The sequence below is a fragment of the Neisseria sp. P0024.S006 genome, from assembly GCF_051956595.1.
Taxonomy (GTDB): Bacteria; Pseudomonadota; Gammaproteobacteria; order Burkholderiales; family Neisseriaceae; genus Neisseria.
Genome location: NZ_JBQCXH010000001.1, coordinates 677,650 through 700,272 on the forward strand (window position 1 = coordinate 677,650; position 22,623 = coordinate 700,272).

The following is a 22,623-nucleotide window of genomic DNA, read 5'->3' on the forward strand; positions in this document are numbered from 1 at the left end:
ACCACTATATTGTTCAATAATAATTCTCATTTCTTAATCTAAAGGCCGTCTGAAATCCAACGATATTTTTCAGACGGCCTGATTGGCCTGTATAATATTCTCTTATTAATAAAACCGCTTTACATACCATCAAATGGAAACCGTCAGAAAAGATCCGCTCGGCTCGGCATGGATGGTTATCGCCGCGCTCGGCTTTACCGTCATGAACCTCTCCATCAAAGCCGCCTCAACGCAATTCGGCTTTTCCAGCGGCGAGCTGGTCTTTTGGCGTATGCTGGTCTCCACCCTGTTCTTAGGCATCATGGCCAAAGCGCAAGGCAACACGTTTTCCACGCCGTATTGGAAAACCCATCTCAACCGCAGCGTCATCGGCACGCTTGCCATGATGTGCACGTTTTATTCCGTCATGCATCTGCCGCTGGCAACAGGCGTCACACTCAACTACACGTCTTCCATCTGGCTGGCCATCTTTTCATTTTTCATTTTAAAAGAAAGAATTACGCTTTATACCCAAGCCATTTTGGTTATGGGCTTTATCGGCGTTATCCTCTTGCTCAACCCCTCTTTTCAAGGCGGACAGGAGTTTGCCGCACTGGTCAGTTTGGCAGGCGGCGCCATGTCGGGCTGGGCATATTTGCAGGTGCGCGAACTCTCGCTTTTGGGCGAGCCGGGCTGGCGCGTGGTGTTTTACCTCTCGCTTACCGGCCTGATTATGGGCGCAGTCTGGAGCACCATCACAGGCTGGCATCCGCTGACCGTCTCTTCCCTGCCCTATCTGGCCGGCATCGGTATCTCCGCCATGATTGCCCAACTGGCCATGACCCGCGCCTACAAGGTCGGCAAGAAATTTACCGTTGCCTCGCTTTCCTACCTGACCGTCGTTTTCTCCGCCCTGTCCGGCGTACTGCTTTTCGGCGATAAAATCACTTGGCAGGAAGCTGTCGGCATGGTTATCATTGTTGCAGGCGGCGTGTTCAGCAGCTTTACTCCGGCCTCAATCAAAAAATTTCTGATGAAGCAATAATTTAACAAGGAGAACACCATGATTTCCATCCGCGAACAATCTTACGGCTTAAACGTAGCGCTGTACAACGAGTTCACTTTGGACGATTTCCGCCAATTGGAAGAAGCCTTGTTGGCCGCGAAACAAAAAGTCCATCTGCCCGACATCCTGTTAGACTTGTCCATGCTGAAAGACTTCACCATCGATATGGCGGTCGAGCAAATCAAATTCCTCAACCAACACGAAACCGACTTCGGCCGCGTTGCCGTCATTACCGACGACATTTGGATCAAACTCGGCGCGCGCCTGTCCAGCCTCTTGACCAACCAACATCCCAAATATTTCAGCGACGCCACCGAAGCACAGGCTTGGCTGTTGGCAAGCAATTTGAAATAAAGATAAGGCTGTCTAAGCGCATTACCTGAGCAAATTCAAAACCGCTTAGGTTCAAACAATGGTATTACAATATTTTTCAAAGCATAAAAAAGGCCGTCTGAAACCTTGCAACCTGCAAAGTTTCAGACGGCCTTTCATCGTTTTTATTCAAAAACTTACATGACATCCAATACATCAATGCCCAACAACTCCAAGCCTTGTTTCAGCGTGTCGCCGGTCAGCTTCGCCAGTTGCAGGCGGCTGTTGCGGGTTGCGCCTTCTGATTTCAAAATCGGGCAGGCTTCGTAAAAGCGGCTGAACAAGGTGGCGATTTGATAGAGGTAGGCGGCGAGGTAGTGCGGATACGCGGTATCTGCCACACTTTGCAGCACGTCTTCAAATTTCAGCAGCTCGGCAGCCAGTTGTTTTTCCAAAGGTTCGGTCAAAACGGTTGGCGCGGCCGCATCCCACTCACCTGCTTTGCGGAACACGCTTTGCACGCGTGTGTAGGCGTATTGCAGGTAAGGAGCGGTGTTGCCTTCAAACGAAAGCATGGCGTCCCAGTCGAACACATAATCGCTGGTGCGGTTTTTGCTCAAATCGGCGTATTTGACCGCGCCGATGCCGACGGTTTTGCCGATTTTTGCCGCTTCGTCCGCACCCAATTCGGGATTTTTTTCTTTCACCAAAGCAGTGGCGCGTTCAACAGCTTCGGTCAGCAGGTCAACCAGTTTCACGGTGTCGCCGCTGCGCGTTTTAAACGGCTTGCCGTCTTTACCCATCATCGTGCCGAAGCCGATAAACTCGGCTTTTGCATGTTCCGGCAGATAGCCTGCTTTGCGGGAAGTGGTGAAAAGTTGTTCGAAATGCAGGGCTTGGCGGTGGTCGACGACGTACAGCAGGCGGTCGGCTTTCAGACGGCATATGCGGTAGCGCAAACACGCCAAGTCGGTGGAAGCGTATAGGAAGCCGCCGCCTTGTTTTTGCACGATAAATGCGGCAGGTTCGCCTTCTTTGTTTTTAAACTCATCCAAGAACACGACTTTTGCGCCGTCGTCTTCGACTGCCAAGCCTTTTTCGACCAAATCATCGACCACAGGTTGCAAATCGTCGTTGTATTTCGACTCGCCCGCCACGTCTTCGGGGCGCAGTTTCAAGCCCAGTGTGTCATAAACGGCTTGGGCGTGCGAGAGCGAAATATCGACAAACTGTTTCCACAATGCCAACACGGTTTCATCGCCGCCTTGCAACTTCACAACGTATTCGCGTGCGGTATCGGCAAAGGCAGGGTCTTCGTCAAAGCGCACTTTGGCGGCGCGGTAAAACTGCTCCAAATCCGCCAGCTCGAACGCGGCATTGTCTTTTTGCTGCTCGACCAAATAAGCGACCAACATGCCAAACTGCGTACCCCAGTCGCCGACGTGGTTTTGGCGGATAACGTTGTTGCCCATAAATTCCAATACGCGCGAAATGCTGTCGCCGATGATGCTGGAACGTAGATGGCCGACGTGCATTTCTTTGGCCAGATTGGGCGAGGAATAGTCGATAACGACGGTTTGCGGTTTGTCGGTTTTCGCTATACCGAAACGCGCGTCGTTCAAAGCCGCATGAATGTTTTGGGCAAGAAATTCAGGACGCAAGCGCAGGTTGATAAAGCCGGGTCCGGCGACTTCCGCGCTTTCAATTACGGCGTTGTCGGCCAATGCTTCGGCCACCTTTTGCGCCAATTCGCGCGGATTTTGTTTGGCTTTTTTCGCCGCACCCATTACGCCGTTGATTTGGAAATCGCCAAAGTCGGGATTTTTCGCCGCCTGCAATACGACGGGGCTGTCGGACAAACCGGCAGCGGCAAAGGCTGCTTGGGCTTCACGTTCGACGGTTTGGTATAAATTCATGTTGTCGGTCTCTATCAATTCAAATCAGGCGGTATTTTAAAAGAATTTCAGTCTTTAAAACAGGGCAAGCTGCAATACTTTTCCAGCGGCTTGTTATATGATTGCATTCTGATTCAACGATTTTGCTGTAAAGGCCGTCTGAAAGGAAAAGCCATGAACTCTAAAAATACGCTTTGTCTGATTGTCGATATTCAAGAACGCCTGCTGCCCGCCCTTTCCGGCGCGGACGAAATGTTGGAACGCTGCCGCCTGCTGATTCAAGGCTTAACGGCTTTGGACGTACCCTTTGCCGTAACCGAACAATATCCGAAAGGTTTGGGCAACACCGTGTCCGCTGTATCGCTGCTGTTGCCCGAAGGCACGCCTGTTGCCGAGAAAACCCGATTTTCTGCGTTTTTGCCCGAAATTCAGGAAATCTTACGCAAAAACGACATTAAAAACGTTATTTTAGTGGGCGCAGAAGCGCATATCTGTATGCTTCAGACGGCCTTGGATTTGAAAACGCAAGGTTACGCCGTATCCCTGCCTTTTGAATGCACCGCCTCACGTACAACGGCGAACCGCGACAATGGTTTGGCGCAAATGAGCCGTCAGGGCATTACCGTTTCCAATGTCGAAAGTATTTTGTTCCAACTACTCGGCGATGCCAAACATCCGGCCTTTAAGACCATCTCTAAATTGATTCAATAAAAGGCCGTCTGAAATGCAATACACCATCCGCCCTGCCCTGCGCCAAGACTTGCCCGCCATCGTCGATATTTACAACAGCACCGTGGCCACGCGCCAATCCACGGCCGATTTGTCGCCGACCACGGTTGCCGAACGCGAAATATGGTTTGCCGCGCACACGGACAAACGGCCGATCTACGCCCTTTACGATGCCGACGGCACCGTATTGGCCTGGGGCAGTTTCAGCGACTACCATCCGCGCTACGCCTACCATATCAGCGTGGAAGTCAGCATTTATGTCCGCCACGATATGCGCGGCGCAGGCGTGGGCAAAATCCTGTTGCGCCATATGCTCGAACGCGCGCCGTCCTTAGGCATCCGCAACGTCATCGCGCTTGTGTTCGGCCACAACTATCCGAGCCTAAACCTGTTTCACCGTTTCGGTTTTGAAGAATGGGGGCGGCTGCCGCAAGTCTGCGATTTGGAAACCATGTTGGCAGATGTGGTGATTTTGGGCAAAAAGATTGTGGATTGATTACGGCAAAGGCCGTCTGAAAACTGAATTCAGACGGCCTTTTGACGGAAAAACCTTTATTCCGGTTTCTTCGCCAGCATGGTAACGAATTTAAACTGAATCGGATTGCCGAATTCGTCTTTCGCGTGCATCGAACCCAGCTCTTCCTTGTATTCCACCAATTCCCAATCCTTATAGTATTCGCGCAGCTCGCCCTCGCCAAACTTGAACGGGAAAGGCATCGGACAAGGAAAATCTTCCGTATCCATCGCAGACACGATCAGGTTGTAGCCGCCGGGGTTGGTGTGTTCCTTCATATTGGCAATCACATCAGGAACATAACGCGGCATCAGGAACATAAACACTACGGTCGCCACCATATAATCGAAGTTTTCCTGAATATTGGCGGCGTTGAGGTCGTATTCAAACGCGCGAACATTCAACTCTTCAATACGCGCCAGCTCTTCCACGTTTTGAACCGCATGGGGATTATTATCGACAGCGGTAACGTCAAAACCTTTCAAACCCAGATACAGCGCATTGCGCCCCTGGCCGCAGCCCATATCCAAAACCTTGCCGACAGGCACGATGCCTTCGGCGGCGCGGACGGCCGAATGTGTCGCGCTCATGCCGTATTTCTTATTGAAATAGTCCGCCGCCTCGCAGTAAAACGACAGTTGAATTTCCGTGTCTTGCGTTTGCGGCGCAATAAAGTGCCATGCTTGCGGATGGATAATCCAATCGCCGCTCTCAGGCGTCAGCTCATGCGTGGCCGTAACATTGCCCGCCTCGTCCAATTCATTGAAGTTCAGACGGCCTTGGAGGACATTGAGGCAGCCCCAAGTACCGGCGGCGGTATTGTGTTTGGACAACAAGGCTTCGGGAATCTCGTCCGCCGTCCACACCGGCATCTGTTTGTAACAAAACAATTCTTGCTGTTCGCTCATCATATTTCCTTTCTATTTTGACGGTTTCAATACGGCTTCTGCCAAGGCTTTCTGAATGGCAATCACGCTCTTGTCGCTTTTAAACTGCAAGGTTTCGGTTGGCGCCTCGCTAGAAGAAATCCAAATCTTCAGCTCGGCATCCAAATCGAAATGACCTGAGGTTTCCACCGAAAAGCGCGATACGGAACGATACGGAATCGAACGGTAAGACACTTTCTTGCCGGTCAAACCCTGCTTATCCACCAACACCAGCCGATATTCGGTAAACACAATCAAATCGCGCACCAGGCTGAATGCCATTTTTACCTGTTCGCCATCAATCAGGATATTCGCCAAATCGCGTTCCACCGCATCGGCGTCTTTTTGCGAAGCATTGCCCAAAAGGCCGCTGAATAATCCCATATCTGCCTGCTTTCTATACGAGTGATAAGTGCAGGGTATTTTACACGCGCAAACCGTATTTGCCGATATTTCAGACGGCCTTATGTTATGATACCGCCTTATTCGACAAAGACATGCCCATGGATAAACCCGTTTACCTCTACACAGACGGCGCATGCAAAGGCAACCCCGGCGCAGGCGGCTGGGGTGTATTTATGCGCTACGGCACACATGAAAAAGAATTGTTCGGCGGCGAAGCCGAAACCACCAACAACCGCATGGAGCTGACCGCCGTCATCGAAGGGCTGAAGTCCCTAAAACGCCGCTGCCAAGTCGTCATCTGCACCGACTCGCAATACGTCAAAAACGGCATGGAAAGCTGGATACACGGCTGGAAAAAAAACGGCTGGAAAACCGCCGCCAAGAAACCGGTCAAAAACGATGATTTATGGAAAGAACTGGATAGTCTGGTTCAACAGCACGATGTCCGCTGGACGTGGGTGAAAGGCCATGCCGGACACCCTGAAAACGAAAAAGCCGACGAACTTGCCAATCAGGGGGCGGCAAAATTTGCATAAACTTCGTCCATAACTGCACTCAAACATCTCAAACCATTCTTTTGGATTGCCATCATTGCATTGATTTGTGTGATGCCCATAGCGCTTATGTTCGCCTATTCGCCCTTTCATGATGTCGATGATTTTTTTCGCTTTGGCTTGTGCGATCACGTTAAGAGTGCCAAAGAATGTGCCGACTTAATCACGCCCGCCTATTTATTTTGGTGGTTTATACCTGAACCGTGGCTTTTCGCATTCATATCTCTGACTGCCATTTACCTCGTTCTAAAAATCCTGATGGCAATCATCCGATTCCTATTCAGACTGAGAAAGAAAAACCCATGACCTGCCCCATCTGCACTGCCGACAACGAAGACATTTTGCTGCAAACGCCAAACCTGCGCGTGATCGCCGTCCACAACGAAGCCGGCGCACCGGCATTCTGCCGCGTGATTTGGAATAACCATGTTTCCGAGATGACCGACCTTTCTCCTGCCGAGCGCAACGAAATCATGGAAATGGTGTATCAGGTTGAAGCCGCAATGCGCCAAGTCTTCCGCCCGGCCAAAATCAATCTGGCCAGCCTCGGCAATGTTGTGCCCCATCTGCATTGGCACGTTATCGCCCGCTTTGAAAACGACGCCAACTTCCCCGCGCCGATTTGGGCCGCGCCCGTACGCGAACACGGCATGACCCTGCCCGAAAATTGGCCGCAACAAATCAAAAACTTAATCGCTTAAACTTTCAGACGGCCTGCAAGGTCCGACACGCCCAATTCAGGCCGTCTGAACATATAACGAAAGGAAAACCTCAATGACTTCCACCACGCGCCGCCATTTCCTGCGCACCTGCTCTGCCGCGGCAGGCGCAGGGTTGTTGCAAGCCTGCGGTACAGGCACGACCACCACGCCGCAAACCAAAACCACTTCCACCACCGCGAAAGCCCAAACCGTGCAACCTAAGCAACCCCATCCGCCACGTTCCGGCGACAACCTCCTGCGCATTGTTGCGCCGTCAGGCTTTGCCGAAGACCCCAACCGCGTGACCACCGGCCTGACCCGCCTCTACAATGCAGGCTTTACCGTGACTAACCAACAAGCAGGCAGCCGACGCTATCAACGCTTTGCCGGCTCCGATGCCCAACGCGCCGCCGACTTCCAAGACGTTGCCGGCGGCCGCGTCGAAACGCCTAAAGTCTTGATGGGTCTGCGCGGCGGCTACGGTGCGGCACGCATCCTGCCGCAAATCGACTTTGCCTCACTCGGCGCCAGAATGCGCGAACGCGGCACATTGTTCTTCGGCTTCAGCGACGTGTGCGCCGTCCAACTCGCCCTGTTGGCCAAAGGCAATATGATGAGCTTTGCCGGCCCGATGGTGTACAGCGAATTCGGCAAAGCAGACCCCAGCGTCTTTACCATGGATTCCTTCATCCGCGGCACGACCAACAACGTCAACATCGTTGATGTTCCAACCATCCAACGCGCTGATGTCAACGTCGAAGGTACATTATGGGGCGGCAACCTAAGCGTACTCGCTTCCCTCGCCGGTACGCCCTACATGCCCGATATTCAAGGCGGCATCCTCTTTATCGAAGACGTCAGCGAGCAGCCTTACCGCATCGAGCGCATGCTCAATACGCTTTATCTGTCAGGTGTTTTGCAAAAACAACGCGCCATCATCTTCGGCGATTTCCGCATGGGCACCATCCGTGACGCGTACGATTCCAGCTACGACTTCTCCGCCGTTGTCAACCACATTTCGCGCACCGCCAAGATTCCTGTGTTGACCGGCTTCCCATTCGGCCACATCACCAACAAAACCACTTTCCCGTTGGGCGCGCATGCCAAAGTCCGCAGTACCGGCAACGGCGGTTATTCCGTCACCTTCAGCAGCTACCCGACACTGAACCCGTCCGCGCTGACACTCGACAACCTGCTGCCACCTCCCGTACCGACTTACGACAGCACCATCTACCGCGACAGCATTACTGAAGAAGTGACCGAATAAGGCTTGTTCAAATCAAAAGGCCGTCTGAAACCCAGTTTCAGACGGCCTTTTTATCTTAAGTCTTAACCGTAACGTCGTTGGAAATCTTTCATAAATTCGGCCAACGCGTTCACACCTTCAAGCGGCATCGCATTGTAAATGCTGGCGCGCATGCCGCCGACGGTTTTATAGCCCTTGAGCAGGCACAAGCCCTGCAACTCGGCTTCCAACACAAAGCGGCGGTCCAAATCCTCGCTTGTGGTTTTGAAGACCACGTTCATTTTGGAACGCGCATCAGGATGAATATCGTTGATGTAAAAACCGCTGCTGCCGTCTATCGCCTCATACAAGGTTTGCGCCTTCATTCGATTGACCGCTTCAATTTTTTTCACACCGCCCTGCGTTTGCAGCCAGCGGAACACCAAGCCCGACATATAAATCGCATAAGTGGACGGCGTGTTGTACATACCGTCGCGGTTGATATGAGAACGGTAGTTGAACACATCGGGGATATCGTTCGGACAACGCTCCAGCAAATCCTCGCGGATAATGACCACGGTCGCACCGGCAGGGCCGATATTTTTTTGCGCGCCGGCATAAATCAAGCCGTAATCTGATACATCAAACTCACGCGACAAAATCTCGCTGGACATATCGCACACCAGCGGCGGCAGGCCGTCTGAAAGTTTGGGGACGTTTTGATACTGCAAGCCGTTTACGGTTTCATTAATCGCAAAATGAACAAACGCGGAATTCGGGTTGACATCCCAATCCTCAACCGCAGGCAGGTTTTTATAGGCATATTGCTCGCCACCATGCGCGGCCAAACAGATTTCGGCATTGCTCAAACGGCTCATCTGTTCATAGGCAATACGGCTCCAGTTGCCCGTTACCACCGCGTCGGCAGTCGCAAAACCGTGCGCCAAATTCATGGCCGCCATATTGAATTGCGTGGTCGCACCGCCCTGTAAAAACAGGATTTTATAGTTGAACGGAATATTCAAAAGCTGGCGCAAGTCTTGTTCGGCATGATGCAGAATACTCAAAAACATATCCGAACGGTGGCTCATCGCCATCACGGGGAAACCCGTACCGTTGTAGTCGAGCATTTCCTGTTGCGCGGTACGCAATACGGCTTCCGGCAATACGGCAGGACCTGCGGAAAAATTATAAATCGGGTGTGCGGACATAGCGGCCATCTTTCTTATTCGGAGGGTATGAAGAAATTGTAGAACCGCCTTGCACATTGTGCAAGCATGAAAAATCAGGAAATCCAAGGCCGTCTGAAAACAAAGCAATACCAATTATTTGTTTTCCAAAATAATTTCAGAAACACCACATCAAAACTTGTCAACAATTCCCTTTCCAGACTGCCTCATCCCAATCTCTTCCAGTTAAGCAATCACTTCAAAAAATCCACGCCAAATCAACGCTTTTCTTTTATCTGGAAAACAGTTATAATAGGCCAATTTTTCAAATCACACGAAAAATGGCCGCGCGGCCATTTTTTTGTTTATGTACTTCTGGAGAAGCATGGATATTCAAAGCATTCTTGATAAAACCCTGCCCGGCTTGGGCTACGAGCTGGTCGATTTCGAACTGACCGCGCAAGGCGATTTGCGCATTTTCATTGATAAAGAAGGCGGCATCACCGTCGAAGACTGCGCCACTGTCAGCAACCATCTGAGCCGCGTATTCATGGTTGAAGACATCGACTACAAACGCTTGGAAATCTCCAGCCCGGGCCTTGACCGGCCGTTGAAAAAAGCCGCCGACTTCGTGCGCTTTGCCGGCCAGAACGCCAAAATCAAAACACGCCTGCCGATTGACGGTCAGAAAAACTTCATCGGCCGCATCGAATCTTGCGAAAACGACATCGTTACCGTCTCTTTCGACGGCAAAACTGCCCAAATCGAATTGAGCAACATCGACAAAGCCCGTTTGCGCCCCGAATTTAAATTTTAAAAACCGATTACTTGGAGATTCTAGAAAATGAGTCGCGAAATGTTACAGCTGGCCGAAGCGCTGGCAAGTGAAAAAAACGTTGAAACGGAAGTCGTATTCAAAGCCCTTGAATTCGCCCTCTCTACTGCCGCCAAGAAAAAAGCCGACCGCGAGCACATGGACGTGCGCGTCGAAATCGACCGCGATACCGGCGAATACCAAACCTTCCGCCGCTGGCTGATTGTTGCCGATGAAGACTACACCTACCCCGACGTAGAAAAAACCATCGAGGAAATCCAAGAAGAAATCCCCGGCACCACCATCCAAATCGGCGAATACTACGAAGAGCAGCTGCCAAACGAAGGCTTCGGCCGCCAAGCAGCGCAAACCGCCAAACAAATCATCCTGCAACGCATCCGTGATGCGGAGCGCGAGCAAAACCTGAACGAGTTCCTTGCTTCTAAAGAAGACATCGTTTCCGGCAGCGTAAAACGCGTTGAGCGCCACGGCATCATCGTTGAAGTCGTCGCGGGCAAACTTGATGCACTGATTCCACGCGAAGAAATGATTCCGCGTGAAAACTTCCGCAGCGGCGACCGCATCCGCGCCCTCTTCCTGCGTGTGGACGAAATCGGCAATACCGGCCGCAAACAAGTTATTTTGAGCCGTACCAGCGGCGACTTCTTGGCCAAACTCTACGCCAACGAAGTGCCTGAAATTGCAGACGGCCTGTTGGAAATCCGCGAAGTAGCACGCGACCCCGGCCAACGCGCCAAAGTTGCCGTTAAAGCCAACGACCAACGCATCGATCCGCAAGGTACTTGTATCGGCGTGCGCGGTTCCCGTGTTAACGCTGTGAGCAACGAATTGTCCGGCGAACGCATCGACATCGTTTTATGGTCTCCTGAGCCAGCCCAATTCGTGATGAACGCGCTGTCTCCTGCCGAAGTGAGCCGCATCGTGATTGACGAAGACAAACACGCCGTTGACGTGATTGTTGATGAAAACCAACTGGCGCTGGCCATCGGCCGCGGCGGTCAAAACGTCCGTCTGGCCTCCATTCTGACCGGCTGGCAGCTGAACATCATGACCGTTGAAGAAGCCGACGAGCGCAATGCCGCTGAAGACGCCGTTATCCGCAACCTCTTCACTACCCACTTGAACATCGACGACGAAACCGCCGATATTTTGGTTGAAGAAGGTTTTGCCACATTGGAAGAAGTGGCTTACGTTCCAGCGGCAGAATTGCTCGCCATCGAAGGCTTTGACGAAGAAATCGTTGAAACCCTGCGCAACCGCGCACGCGACGCCATCCTGACCATGACCATCGCGGCAGAAGAAAAACTGGGCGAAGTGTCTGAAGACATGCGCAATCTGGACGGCGTAGATTCCGATATGTTGCGCAAGCTTGCCGAAGCAGGCGTGACCCAACGCGACGATCTGGCCGAATTGTCTGTTGACGAATTGGTCGAAATTACCGGTGTTGACGAAGAAGAAGCCAAAAAAGTGATTTTGGCTGCACGCGAACACTGGTTTACTGAAGAAAACAACTAAGGGGGTACTGAATGAGTAATACAACCGTAGCACAATTTGCCGCCGAACTAAACCGCCCCGTCGATGATTTGCTTAAACAATTGAAAGAAGCCGGCGTCAACAAAAACAGCGGTAATGACAGCCTGACCACTGACGACAAACAACTGTTGACTGCTTACCTGCAAAAGAAAAACGGCAGCAACAGCGGCACCATCAGCATCCGCCGCAAAAAAACCGAAGTCAGCACCGTTGACGGCGTAAAAGTGGAAACACGCCGCCGCAGCCGTGCCGTTACCATTCCTTCTTCCGAAGAATTGGCAGCAGAAGCCAAAGCCAAAGTAGCAGCGGAAAACCAAAAAGCCGAAGCAGAAAAAGCAGCCGCAAAAGCTGCTGAAGAAAAAGCCAAAGCTGAAGCAGAAGCAGCCGCAAAAGCCGAAGCCCGCGCCAAAGCAGAGGCCGAAGCAGCCAGACTGAAAGCAGCCAAAGCCGCACCAAAAGCAGAAAGCAAGCCTGCCGAAGACAAAAAAGAAGAAGCCAAACCGGTTGAAGCCGCAGAAGCTAAAGTAGAAGCCAAAGTAGACACCAAGCCGTCTGAAAAATCCGTTGAAGCTGAAAAACCGGCCGAAGCCAAAAAACCTGCCAAAGCCAAACAAGACAAAGGCGGTAAAGGCAAAGAAGCGAAAAAGGCAGCCAAACCTGCCGCGCCTGCCGTACCGCAACCTGTCGTCAGCGAGGAAGAACAGGCTCAACGCGATGAAGAAGCGCGCCGTGCCGCTGCCCTGCGTGCGCATCAAGAAGCCTTGTTGAAAGAAAAACAAGAGCGTCAAGCGCGCCGCGAAGCCATGAAACAACAGGCCGAGCAAGAAGCAAAATCTGCCAAAGAAACCAAATCCAAATCAGGCGAACGCAACAAACCTGCCGAGAAAACCAAAGCCTCAGCCGGCGAAGGCAAATCCGAACACAACGCGCGCAATAAAAAAGACGACCGCCGCGATCGTGACGAAGAGAACCAAGGCCGCAACGCCAAAGGCAAAGGCGGCAAAGGCGGTCGCGACCGCAACAATGCACGCAACGGTGACGACGAGCGCGTACGCAGCGGCAAAAAAGGCAAGAAACTCAAACTCGAGCCGAACCAACACGCCTTCCAAGCACCGACCGAACCCGTCGTACACGAAGTTTTGGTACCTGAAACCATTACCGTTGCCGATTTGGCGCACAAAATGGCAGTCAAAGGCGTGGAAGTGGTCAAAGCCCTGATGAAAATGGGCATGATGGTCACCATCAACCAATCCATCGACCAAGATACCGCTCTGATTGTGGTGGAAGAACTCGGCCACATCGGCAAACCTGCCGCCGCCGACGATCCTGAAGCATTCTTGGATGAAGGCGTGGAAGCTGTGGAAGCCGAAGCATTGCCGCGTCCGCCGGTGGTTACCGTCATGGGTCACGTTGACCACGGTAAAACTTCCCTGCTGGACTACATCCGCCGTGCCAAAGTGGTACAAGGCGAAGCGGGCGGCATTACCCAACACATCGGTGCATACCACGTTGAAACCCCGCGCGGCGTGATTACCTTCTTGGATACTCCGGGTCACGAAGCGTTTACCGCCATGCGTGCGCGTGGTGCAAAAGCAACCGACATCGTGATTCTCGTGGTTGCAGCCGACGACGGCGTGATGCCGCAAACCATCGAGGCGATTGCCCATGCTAAAGCTGCAGGCGTACCGATGGTGGTTGCCGTCAACAAAATCGATAAAGAAGCTGCCAACCCAGAGCGCATCCGCCAAGAGTTGACCGCGCACGAAGTCGTGCCGGACGAATGGGGCGGCGATGTACAATTTATCGACGTTTCCGCCAAAAAAGGCATCAATATCGATGCCTTGCTCGAAGCCGTCTTGCTCGAAGCCGAGGTATTGGAACTGACCGCCCCTGTCGATGCACCAGCCAAAGGCATCATCGTTGAGGCACGTCTGGACAAAGGCCGCGGTGCGGTTGCCACCCTCTTGGTGCAAAGCGGTACGCTGAAAAAAGGCGATATGCTGCTGGCCGGTACTGCATTCGGTAAAATCCGTGCGATGGTTGACGAAAACGGCAAAGCCATCAATGAAGCCGGTCCGTCTATCCCTGTCGAAATCCTCGGCTTGTCCGACGTACCGAACGCAGGCGAAGATGCAATGGTATTGGCCGACGAGAAAAAAGCGCGCGAAATCGCCCTCTTCCGTCAAGGCAAATACCGCGATGTACGCTTGGCCAAACAACAGGCCGCGAAACTGGAAAACATGTTCAACAACATGGGTGAAAACCAAGCCCAATCCTTGTCTGTCATCATCAAAGCAGACGTACAAGGTTCTTACGAAGCTTTGGCGGGCAGCCTGAAAAAACTGTCCACCGACGAAGTGAAAGTGAACGTGTTGCACAGCGGCGTGGGCGGCATTACCGAATCGGATGTCAACTTGGCCATCGCTTCCGGCGCATTCATCATCGGCTTTAACGTGCGTGCAGATGCTTCCGCACGCAAACTGGCTGAAAATGAAAACGTGGAAATCCGTTACTACAACATCATTTACGATGCCATCGACGACGTGAAAGCCGCCATGAGCGGTATGCTCTCTCCGGAAGAGAAAGAGCAAGTCACCGGTACGGTCGAAATCCGTCAGGTTATCTCCGTTTCCAAAGTCGGCAATATTGCAGGTTGTATGGTTACCGACGGCGTGGTTAAACGCGATTCCCATGTCCGCCTCATCCGCAACAACGTGGTCATCCATACCGGCGAGCTGTCTTCTTTGAAACGCTACAAAGACGACGTCAAAGAAGTCCGCATGGGCTTCGAATGTGGTCTGATGATCAAAGGCTACAACGAGATTATGGAAGGCGACCAACTCGAATGTTTCGACATCGTCGAAGTTGCCCGTACGCTGTAATCAGACAGGCCGTCTGAAAAATCAGAAGCAGGTTTTGCAATGCGAAACCTGCTTCTTTTTTTCAGACGGCCTTTTTATACTCTTCATAGTTTGAAACTATAGAAATCAATGTGTGGTATAGAAGGCACAAAACAATCAAACAAGGCAAAACCATTTAGTAAAAGAAGGGACGGCAAACACGGCCCGACAAGGCCCTCTAATTATTGTCATATCTTAATGTTTTTGTTGTTTTTATCAAATTTCGGCACTAGTATATATAGCCTAAACACAATACAAATTAAGCAATACCGGCCATATGCCGGATACGTTTACTTCCTTGTTACTCTCATCAATATCTAAAGAAAATATCATGACAACCGAAAAAGCAACCCGCATCCGCAATGCGCAATTTGAATTACGACATGCAGAGCAATTACAACCTCCCTCCCTTGCCCAAACAACCACAGGCACGCCCGGGGATGACGTTTATTATGTCACCCGCAGCGACGATACAATCATTGAAGACCCAAACGGCGGCGATGATACGGTTTACAGCAGCGTCAGCTATACCCTCCCCAACTACGTTGAAAACCTTGTTTTGACCGGTACGGCCAACATCTTCGGCGCAGGCAACAACAGCAACAACATCCTCATCGGCAATGAAGGCCGCAACCGCCTTAACAGCGGGCGCGGCGACGACATCGTTTACGGCGGCGGCGGCAACGATTTCATCAACGGCGGCGAAGGCAACGACCGTCTTTTCGGCGAAACAGGCAATGACACCCTCAACGGCGAAGCAGGCAACGATGTGCTTGAGGGTGGCGAAGGCGACGACACCTACCTTTTCTCTGCCCAAAGCGAACAAGACACCATCATCGACGACCAAGGTCACAACAGCATCCGCTTCCATACCGACCTGAGCCTTAACAATTTAACCGTCGAAGTCCGAAACAACGAAACCGGCGGTCAAGACTGGCTGATTGCCGTGAAAAACAGCAATGCCGTTTTAACCATCCAAAACCAATACACGCAAAACGGCACAACGCCGGCAGTCTCCCAATTCATCATCGGCACACAAAAACTGGATGTAAACAGCTTTGCCAAATATTTTGACCTTTCCCTGACAGGTCATACTGAAAGCGGCCGGACCATCGATGGTAGCGACGGCAATGACCACCTGATCGGCACATCCGGCGACGATATTATCAACGGCAAAGCCGGTGCCGACATCATGGAAGGCAGGGACGGCAATGACACTTACTATGTTGATAACGCAAAAGACGTGGTTATCGAACAAGCTGGCGGCGGCGAAGACACCGTATTCAGCAGCATTTCATATACTGCCGCCACCCACGTCGAAAATGTTATCTTGACCGGCTCGGCCAATATTTTTGCCGCCGGCAACAATAGCAATAACATCCTGACCGGCAACGAAGGCCGCAACCGCCTCAATAGCGGACGCGGTGATGATACCGTTTACGGCATGGGCGGCAACGACAACCTCAATGGCGGCGACGGCAACGATTATCTGGATGGCGGCGATGGTAACGATGCCATCAATGGCGATGCTGGCGATGATGTTTTGGTGGGCGGCAACGGCAAAGACATCCTGAAAGGCGGTGCCGGAAACGATACCTATATCTACGGCGACAACGATACCATTATCGACAACCAAGGCATCAATACCCTCAAGTTTTCAGACGGCCTGAACAATACCAAGCTCAACCTGAAGACCATTCATAACGACGACGGTAGCCAAAGCTGGGAAATTACTTCGGAGCAAGGTTCAGCCCTGATCCAAAACCAAATCGGCGCAGATGGCAGCGTTTCCATCGACCGTTTCCAGTTTAACGACAAAACCTACACTGCCGCGCAGTTCCAACAAGCCTTCCAAGCCCTGAAAGCCGAAACCATCAAATTTGTCGGTACAAACGGCGACGATACCTTGCATGGCGATGCAGGCAACAATGAAATCGACGGTGGCAATGACGGCCGCGACATCCTCTATGGCCACGACGGCGATGACATCTTGCGCGAACACAGCGAAACCTATTACGGCAACGAACCCGCTTCCGACGATAAACTCTACGGCGGCAACGGTAACGACAAACTCTATGCCCATGTAGGCGCAGACTTACTCGACGGCGGCGCAGGCAATGATTATCTGGAAGGCGGCGAACACAACGACACCTATATTTTCGGAAAAGGTTACGGACACGACACCATTTTCGACTACAACTTCGGCTTCGACAACGAGGCCGGCCTGCATACGCTCAACGCCAACACCGTGAAATTTAGCGGCGGCATTACCCTTGACGACCTTGAAATTACCGTTGAAAAAGGTTACGACAAAACCGGGATTGCCGACCTGCCCGACAGCAACCAATTTGTATCTCCTCCCCTGCTGGATGGCGACACTTGGCATATCCGCATCAAAGGCACAGACGATGTTTTGACCATCAAAAACCAAAGCGGTATCTATGGGGCGATTTCCGAGTTTCAGTTTGACGGCAATGCCTCATTCAGCACGGGCGAGCTGATCAACCACTTCAAACTGTCTATTCCGCACATGATCGGCAACAAAAACATCGTCCAATACACCGGCCAACCCGTTGAAGAACTCAACCGGGATGTGTACAACAACTTCAACCACACCATCCATGCCGATAGCGACAACAGCGATTTAGATTTGTCGCGTTACACTTCTGTTGTCGAATACAGGGGCAACCGCAGCGATGAAACCATTACTTTGGGCCGAGGCATCAACATCGTCGATACGGCCGGCGGCAACGATACCATTACCGACCCGGGTGCCGACAACACCGTCATCATGTTTGGCAGAAACAGCGGCAACGACACCTTCAACCCATACGGAGGCAGCGATACCCAAGTCCGTTTCAAAGAAGGGCTGACGCTGAAAGATTTACAGTTGAAAACCGGCGATGATTGGGTCTTAACCATCAAAGATACAGGCGAAACCCTAACCATCCATGATATTGCCAACAATAATATCGACAGCTTTGTATTTGAAAGCGGTAAGAGCTACACTGCCGACGAAATCAGCAAAGCACTGATTACTGAAAATACGCAAAACAACGGTATCCTGTAAAACCCAAAGGCCGTCTGAAACCTTAATTCAGACGGCCTCAGTCTTTTGCTGATTTATTTATCTTTCCGCTATATAATTATTCTCATTCAAGTTCACAAGAAAGAATAAAACATGGATGCCTTAAATCTCCTGACCACACGTCGCTCTTCCAAAAAACTGACGGCTCCGGCACCCAATGCCGAGCAACTGGAACAAATGCTGCAAGCGGCAACCCAAGTGCCCGATCACGGCAATATGCGCCCTTACCGCTTTACCGTTATTCAAAGCGAGGCCGGCTTGGAACGTTTCCGCAGACTTTTGAGCAAGACCGTTACCGAACTCAACTTCGGCGATGACGCCATGAAAAAGGCCGAACGCGTCGGCAACATGGCGCCCATGATTATCGGCGTTACATTCGTGCCAAACCGTGAAGTGGCAAAACCCAAACCCGAATGGGAGCAAATGCTGACTGCCGGATGCGCCGCCTACGCATTGCAACTGGCCGCATCAGCCCAGGGCTTCGACAACGTTTGGATTACAGGCATGTGGGTCAACAGCCCATTGTTGCGCGAAGCATTTGAGTGTACCGACAAAGACAAAATCATCGGCCTGATGATGATTGGTTCGCCGACCGAAGAAGGCAGCGGCCCGAAAAATACCAACCTGGAATGCTTTACCACTTATTGGTAAAGCCTAAAAACACTCAGGCCGTCTGGAAACCTGATTTAATGGTTTTCAGACGGCCTTTTTATGTCTCTTGTCAAAATATCAAGCCGGATTCATAAACGCTTCAATTTCTTCCAAAGAAATATCCGCCGTCGCGCCATGACGTGAAGCAACCAACGCGCCCAACGCACAAGCAAAAGTAATGGCTTCTTGAGGAGGCGCATTGTTCAACAATTTGTAAGTCAAACCGCCAAGAAAGCTGTCGCCAGAGCCGACAGTATCCACCACTTTAACGCGGAAACCGCAATGGCGGTACACCTCGCCGTCCTTATATAAAACCGCGCCATGACTGCCCAAAGTCACACACAAGATTTTGACACCGGTCAGCTTAACAAGGTAGCCGATATTTTGCTCGATACTGTGATAAGGAGAGCCGTAAGCCGCGGCCAATTCATACAACTCATCATCATTGAGTTTGACCATATCGGACTGTTTCATGGTCTCCAACAAGCGGTCAATATCGTAATGCGGCTTGCGCAGATTAACGTCAAAAATTTTGAATTTAGCTTCTTTCAATAAAGCGTCCAAGCTTTTACGCGAAACCTCGTCACGGGTTGCCAAGCTGCCGAAAACGAACGCATCGGATTCCGCCACTCGCTTGATTGCCGCATTATTATTCGCAATCCTATCCCACGCGCAAGGATAGACAATCTCATAAGACGCACTGCCAGACTTGTCCAAGTGTACTTTTACCAAACTGGTCGCGCATTCGTGGCAAATCTGCAAATAATCAGTATTGACGTTTTTGCTTTGGACCTGGCGCAGCAATTCCTCGCCGTCGGCATCATCACCGCGACGGCTGATGATGGCAGCATCGATACCCAAAGACTGCAAACGGACAGCAACATTCAAGGGGGCGCCACCCAATACCTTTCCGTTTGGAAAATCGTCCCACAGCACTTCGCCGAAACTGGTTACTTTCATTCTTAACCTTCCTTATTTGAGGTTGATTGGCAGGGTCTGCACTCCCGACAGATTTTTTGCAAATCATGTACTTGTAGTAAAACTCCAGCATCGGGGGCAAAAGTATTATGTTTTAAAATGTTGGGACTGACAAGCAATTAAGGGCATATCAGACAATAAACTTGATTCATCACAAAATTATATTGTTCCTATTTTTTCTTTTTCTTTCACATTTATCCCCTCCTATTTCATTAAAACAAAATATTTTGAAATTTAAATACAAAAGGCCGTCTGAAAACTGATTCAATCAATTTTCAGACGGCCTTTATCGAAGCATTACAGCGATTAAACTACCACTTCTTCTTTTTTCTTCACTTCTTTGGCAATGTTCTCGCGGCTCAAACCAAACATCAGCAAGAGCGGGCTGGCAACCAATACGGAAGAGTAAATACCGAACACGATACCGATGGTCAGCGCCATAGAGAAACCATGCAAGGCCGCACCGCCGAACACCAGCATAGAAACAACCATTGCCTCGGTCGAACCGTGGGTAATGATGGTACGGCTCATAGTGGCGGTAATCGCATTGTCAATGACTTCCGGCACAGTATGGCCGCGCATATGCGGCTTGCGGAAGTTTTCACGAATACGGTCAAACACCACCACGGATTCGTTCACGGAATAACCCAAAACTGCCAAAATACCTGCCAAGACAGTCAGTGAGAATTCCCATTGGAAGAAGGCGAAACAGCCGAGAATAATCACAATATCGTGCATATTCGCAATAATCGCCGATACTGCAAAACGCCACTCAAAACGCATGGACAAATAAATAATAATACCTGCCACCACGAAGCCTAACGCCATCAAACCGTTGGTGACCAATTCTTCGCCGACTTGAGGGCCGATGAATTCGACTTGGCGCAAGGTAACGTCAGGATTGTCTTTTTTCAGCAAATCCATCACTTGGTTGGACAGCTGGGCAGACGTTACGCCTTCTTTGTTCGGCAGGCGGATCATGATGTGCTTGTTCGTACCCAATGCCTGAACCTGTACATCGCCCATTTTCAGCGTATCGAGGCGATCGCGTGTTTTATTCACATCAACGCCCTGCTGATATTGGACTTCCATTACCGTACCGCCGGTAAATTCGACGGAGAAATTCAGGCCTTTGGTTACCAAAAAGAACACGGCGGCGATAAACGTAACCAACGAAATAAAGGTCGTCAGTTTGCCGTAGCTCATAAACGGAATATCGCGTTTGATTTTAAATAATTCCATGTTTTACTCCTTGCCTTCTGCCATTTCAGCTTTCGGCTTCCATACCGAACCGATGGAAATATTTTGCAATTTGCGACGGCGGCCGTACCACAGGTTGACCAAAGCACGGAACACGACCACGGATGAATACATCGAAGTCAGAATACCGATACAGTGTACAACCGCAAAACCGCGTACCGGGCCGGAACCGAATACCAACAAAGCGATACCGGCAATCAGGGAGGTCAAGTTGGAGTCGACAATGGTTGCCCAAGCGTGTTGGAAACCGAGGTTGATGGCCTGCTGCGGTGCGACACCGGCACGCAGTTCCTCACGGATACGTTCATTAATCAACACGTTAGAGTCAATCGCCATACCCAAGGTCAAGGCCAAGGCGGCAATACCCGGCAAGGTCAGCGTTGCCTGCATGGCAGACAAAATACCCACCAAAAACAAGATATTGGTACTCAAGGCAATGGTAGAGAAGAAACCCATCAAGCGGTAGTAAATCACCATGAATGCAGCAACAGCGGCAAAGCCCCACAAGGTAGAGTGGAAACCTTTTTCAATGTTTTCTTTACCCAAAGACGGGCCGATGGTACGTTCTTCGACAATCTGCATCGGTGCGGCCAGCGAACCGGCGCGCAGCAACAATGAAGTATCGTTGGCTTCGGCTGTCGTCATGCTACCGGAAATCTCCACGCGGCCACCGGTAATGGCGGCACGGATGACAGGCGCGGTAACGACTTCGGATTTACCTTGGTCGATCAACACCATAGCCATACGTTTACCCACATTGGCTGAAGTCAATTCGCCAAAAATGCTGCCGCCCGCACTATCCAGGCTCAGGCTCACGGCAGGTGCGCCCATTTGGTCAAAGCTAGGTTGCGCATCGTTGATGTTGTCGCCGGTCAGTTCAACTTGTTTGTTGACTAAAATAGTTTCCGGATGATCGCCACCGCTTGACAGCAATTCGTAACCGGTCGGCACATTGCCGTTCAAAGCTTCTTGCAGTTTGATCGGATCATCTTCCACCATGCGCACTTCCAAAGTCGCGGTACGGCCGATAATGTCTTTGGCTTTGGCAGTATCTTGCACGCCCGGCAGCTGTACGACAATACGGTCAAGGCCGGATTGTTGGATAACTGGTTCGGCTACGCCCAATTCGTTCACACGGTTGTGCAACGTATTGATGTTTTGTTTAACCGCATCAGAACGTACTTTATTGATCGCCTCTTCAGACAAAGTCAGCACGATATTGTTACCGTCCGGCAGCAGCGTGGCTTCAGGGAACAATTTTTGCAACTGAGGCAAGGCTTTTTGTACATCGGCAGCATCTTGCAAAGGCACGGTCAGACCGTTTTCAGTCTGATGCACCGTGCCGGTACGGATTTTTTCGCGGCGCAATTCGCGGCGGATGTCGCCGGAATAACGTTCAAACGTTTTCTGCATCGCGGCCTTCATGTCCACCTGCATGGTGAAATGCACGCCGCCGCGCAAGTCCAGACCCAGGAACATCGGATTGGCTTTGATTTTCGCCATCCACTCAGGGCTGTCTGCCAACAGGTTGAGCGCGGTAATATAGCCCTCGCCCAAAGTATTTTCGATGACGTCGCGCGCTTTCAATTGCGTTTCGGTATCTTTGAAACGCACTTTCAGCGAGTTGTCGACGATGAACATACCATCAGTCTGAATACCTGCCTGCTTCAGCGCGGCATCCACTTTAGACTGGGTTTGATCGTTGATCACGATGGCTTGTCGGTTGGTCGATACCTGTACGGCAGGCGTTTCACCGAAAAGGTTGGGCAGCGAGTAAACAGCCGCAACCACAATCGTGAACGCAATCAGCAGGTATTTCCATAAAGGATAACGGTTCATGGTAAACCTTTGCTTTATTTATAAAGGCAAACAGCCGCGCTCGGAAAATGAGGCGGCTTTTTGC

At 51.2% G+C, this 22,623-nt stretch carries 19 protein-coding genes; 12 read left to right on the forward strand and 7 right to left on the reverse strand.

Going from position 1 to position 22,623, the window contains the following annotated elements:
* Positions 1-133: 133 nt before the first annotated feature.
* Both ACTHUF_RS03245 and ACTHUF_RS03250 read left to right on the forward strand, forming a co-directional pair.
* On the forward strand, positions 134-1,024 hold the full coding sequence (locus tag ACTHUF_RS03245; RefSeq protein ID WP_003745712.1) for a DMT family transporter: 891 nt from the start codon (positions 134-136) through the stop codon (positions 1,022-1,024).
* A gap of 18 nt (positions 1,025-1,042) precedes the next feature.
* Positions 1,043-1,399 (forward strand): STAS/SEC14 domain-containing protein, encoded by a 357-nt coding sequence (locus tag ACTHUF_RS03250; RefSeq protein ID WP_003686136.1) that lies wholly within the window; start codon positions 1,043-1,045, stop codon positions 1,397-1,399.
* Positions 1,400-1,554: 155 nt separating this feature from the next.
* On the opposite strand, the gene argS is transcribed toward ACTHUF_RS03250, so the two are convergent.
* A complete protein-coding gene (argS, locus tag ACTHUF_RS03255) occupies positions 1,555-3,273 on the reverse strand; it encodes an arginine--tRNA ligase (RefSeq protein WP_315094765.1) in 1,719 nt (572 codons plus the stop codon).
* 153 nt (positions 3,274-3,426) lie between these two features.
* Between argS and ACTHUF_RS03260 the strand changes: the two genes are divergently transcribed.
* A complete protein-coding gene (locus ACTHUF_RS03260) occupies positions 3,427-3,963 on the forward strand; it encodes an isochorismatase family protein (RefSeq protein WP_315094763.1) in 537 nt (178 codons plus the stop codon).
* 13 nt (positions 3,964-3,976) lie between these two features.
* Positions 3,977-4,477, forward strand: coding sequence for a GNAT family N-acetyltransferase (locus ACTHUF_RS03265; RefSeq protein WP_315094761.1), 501 nt, complete (start codon positions 3,977-3,979; stop codon positions 4,475-4,477).
* Between the two features lie 56 nt (positions 4,478-4,533).
* Here ACTHUF_RS03265 and tehB read toward each other — a convergent pair whose 3' ends face one another.
* Positions 4,534-5,403, reverse strand: a complete 870-nt coding sequence (gene tehB, locus ACTHUF_RS03270) for an SAM-dependent methyltransferase TehB (protein ID WP_315094759.1) — start codon at positions 5,401-5,403, stop codon at positions 4,534-4,536.
* A 12-nt stretch (positions 5,404-5,415) separates the two neighbouring features.
* Positions 5,416-5,805 carry a PH domain-containing protein gene (locus ACTHUF_RS03275; RefSeq protein WP_154954311.1) on the reverse strand — a complete coding sequence of 130 codons (390 nt, stop codon included), beginning with the start codon at positions 5,803-5,805 and terminating at the stop codon, positions 5,416-5,418.
* Positions 5,806-5,924: 119 nt separating this feature from the next.
* Between ACTHUF_RS03275 and rnhA the strand changes: the two genes are divergently transcribed.
* From rnhA to ACTHUF_RS03290, 3 genes are all read left to right on the forward strand, one after another.
* A complete protein-coding gene (rnhA, locus tag ACTHUF_RS03280; protein WP_036473212.1) occupies positions 5,925-6,362 on the forward strand; it encodes a ribonuclease HI in 438 nt (145 codons plus the stop codon).
* Positions 6,363-6,682: 320 nt separating this feature from the next.
* Entirely contained in the window at positions 6,683-7,081 is a 399-nt protein-coding gene (locus ACTHUF_RS03285; RefSeq protein ID WP_036491586.1) for an HIT family protein, read from the forward strand.
* Between the two features lie 73 nt (positions 7,082-7,154).
* Entirely contained in the window at positions 7,155-8,348 is a 1,194-nt protein-coding gene (locus ACTHUF_RS03290; RefSeq protein ID WP_440407037.1) for an LD-carboxypeptidase, read from the forward strand.
* A 62-nt stretch (positions 8,349-8,410) separates the two neighbouring features.
* Here ACTHUF_RS03290 and serC read toward each other — a convergent pair whose 3' ends face one another.
* Complete coding sequence (gene serC / locus ACTHUF_RS03295) at positions 8,411-9,517, reverse strand: phosphoserine transaminase (RefSeq protein WP_440407039.1); 1,107 nt, start codon at positions 9,515-9,517, stop codon at positions 8,411-8,413.
* A 343-nt stretch (positions 9,518-9,860) separates the two neighbouring features.
* Here serC and rimP point away from each other — a divergent pair, with 343 nt between their 5' ends.
* From rimP to ACTHUF_RS03320, 5 genes are all read left to right on the forward strand, one after another.
* Positions 9,861-10,292: a ribosome maturation factor RimP gene (gene rimP / locus ACTHUF_RS03300; RefSeq protein WP_003745685.1), complete on the forward strand. Its 432-nt coding sequence runs from the start codon at positions 9,861-9,863 to the stop codon at positions 10,290-10,292.
* Between the two features lie 27 nt (positions 10,293-10,319).
* A complete protein-coding gene (gene nusA / locus ACTHUF_RS03305) occupies positions 10,320-11,825 on the forward strand; it encodes a transcription termination factor NusA (RefSeq protein WP_440407041.1) in 1,506 nt (501 codons plus the stop codon).
* Positions 11,826-11,836: 11 nt separating this feature from the next.
* On the forward strand, positions 11,837-14,725 hold the full coding sequence (gene infB / locus ACTHUF_RS03310) for a translation initiation factor IF-2 (protein ID WP_440407043.1): 2,889 nt from the start codon (positions 11,837-11,839) through the stop codon (positions 14,723-14,725).
* A 349-nt stretch (positions 14,726-15,074) separates the two neighbouring features.
* Positions 15,075-17,813 (forward strand): calcium-binding protein, encoded by a 2,739-nt coding sequence (locus tag ACTHUF_RS03315; RefSeq protein WP_440407045.1) that lies wholly within the window; start codon positions 15,075-15,077, stop codon positions 17,811-17,813.
* Between the two features lie 111 nt (positions 17,814-17,924).
* On the forward strand, positions 17,925-18,482 hold the full coding sequence (locus ACTHUF_RS03320) for a nitroreductase family protein (protein ID WP_440407047.1): 558 nt from the start codon (positions 17,925-17,927) through the stop codon (positions 18,480-18,482).
* Positions 18,483-18,560: 78 nt separating this feature from the next.
* Here ACTHUF_RS03320 and ACTHUF_RS03325 read toward each other — a convergent pair whose 3' ends face one another.
* The 3 genes from ACTHUF_RS03325 to secD all read right to left on the reverse strand — a co-directional run bounded on the left by ACTHUF_RS03325 (position 18,561) and on the right by secD (position 22,559).
* The gene (locus ACTHUF_RS03325; protein ID WP_440407049.1) at positions 18,561-19,442 is read right to left on the reverse strand and encodes a carbohydrate kinase family protein; all 882 of its coding nucleotides are present in this window, start codon (positions 19,440-19,442) and stop codon (positions 18,561-18,563) included.
* Positions 19,443-19,766: 324 nt separating this feature from the next.
* Positions 19,767-20,702 (reverse strand): protein translocase subunit SecF, encoded by a 936-nt coding sequence (secF, locus tag ACTHUF_RS03330; RefSeq protein WP_070849280.1) that lies wholly within the window; start codon positions 20,700-20,702, stop codon positions 19,767-19,769.
* A gap of 3 nt (positions 20,703-20,705) precedes the next feature.
* Complete coding sequence (gene secD / locus ACTHUF_RS03335; RefSeq protein WP_003745673.1) at positions 20,706-22,559, reverse strand: protein translocase subunit SecD; 1,854 nt, start codon at positions 22,557-22,559, stop codon at positions 20,706-20,708.
* Positions 22,560-22,623 lie beyond the last annotated feature (64 nt).

Bases quoted from the DNA above. Each gene is read 5' to 3' on its own strand.
- ACTHUF_RS03275 (WP_154954311.1), bottom strand. From the start codon at position 5,805: ATGGGATTATTCAGCGGCCTTTTGGGCAATGCTTCGCAAAAAGACGCC.
- ACTHUF_RS03265 (WP_315094761.1), top strand. From the start codon at position 3,977: ATGCAATACACCATCCGCCCTGCCCTGCGCCAAGACTTGCCCGCCATC.
- ACTHUF_RS03285 (WP_036491586.1), top strand. From the start codon at position 6,683: ATGACCTGCCCCATCTGCACTGCCGACAACGAAGACATTTTGCTGCAA.
- rimP (WP_003745685.1), top strand. From the start codon at position 9,861: ATGGATATTCAAAGCATTCTTGATAAAACCCTGCCCGGCTTGGGCTAC.
- secF (WP_070849280.1), bottom strand. From the start codon at position 20,702: ATGGAATTATTTAAAATCAAACGCGATATTCCGTTTATGAGCTACGGC.
- secD (WP_003745673.1), bottom strand. From the start codon at position 22,559: ATGAACCGTTATCCTTTATGGAAATACCTGCTGATTGCGTTCACGATT.
- rnhA (WP_036473212.1), top strand. From the start codon at position 5,925: ATGGATAAACCCGTTTACCTCTACACAGACGGCGCATGCAAAGGCAAC.
- ACTHUF_RS03315 (WP_440407045.1), top strand. From the start codon at position 15,075: ATGACAACCGAAAAAGCAACCCGCATCCGCAATGCGCAATTTGAATTA.
- ACTHUF_RS03320 (WP_440407047.1), top strand. From the start codon at position 17,925: ATGGATGCCTTAAATCTCCTGACCACACGTCGCTCTTCCAAAAAACTG.
- argS (WP_315094765.1), bottom strand. From the start codon at position 3,273: ATGAATTTATACCAAACCGTCGAACGTGAAGCCCAAGCAGCCTTTGCC.
- tehB (WP_315094759.1), bottom strand. From the start codon at position 5,403: ATGAGCGAACAGCAAGAATTGTTTTGTTACAAACAGATGCCGGTGTGG.
- ACTHUF_RS03260 (WP_315094763.1), top strand. From the start codon at position 3,427: ATGAACTCTAAAAATACGCTTTGTCTGATTGTCGATATTCAAGAACGC.
- ACTHUF_RS03250 (WP_003686136.1), top strand. From the start codon at position 1,043: ATGATTTCCATCCGCGAACAATCTTACGGCTTAAACGTAGCGCTGTAC.
- ACTHUF_RS03325 (WP_440407049.1), bottom strand. From the start codon at position 19,442: ATGAAAGTAACCAGTTTCGGCGAAGTGCTGTGGGACGATTTTCCAAAC.
- infB (WP_440407043.1), top strand. From the start codon at position 11,837: ATGAGTAATACAACCGTAGCACAATTTGCCGCCGAACTAAACCGCCCC.
- ACTHUF_RS03245 (WP_003745712.1), top strand. From the start codon at position 134: ATGGAAACCGTCAGAAAAGATCCGCTCGGCTCGGCATGGATGGTTATC.
- ACTHUF_RS03290 (WP_440407037.1), top strand. From the start codon at position 7,155: ATGACTTCCACCACGCGCCGCCATTTCCTGCGCACCTGCTCTGCCGCG.
- nusA (WP_440407041.1), top strand. From the start codon at position 10,320: ATGAGTCGCGAAATGTTACAGCTGGCCGAAGCGCTGGCAAGTGAAAAA.
- serC (WP_440407039.1), bottom strand. From the start codon at position 9,517: ATGTCCGCACACCCGATTTATAATTTTTCCGCAGGTCCTGCCGTATTG.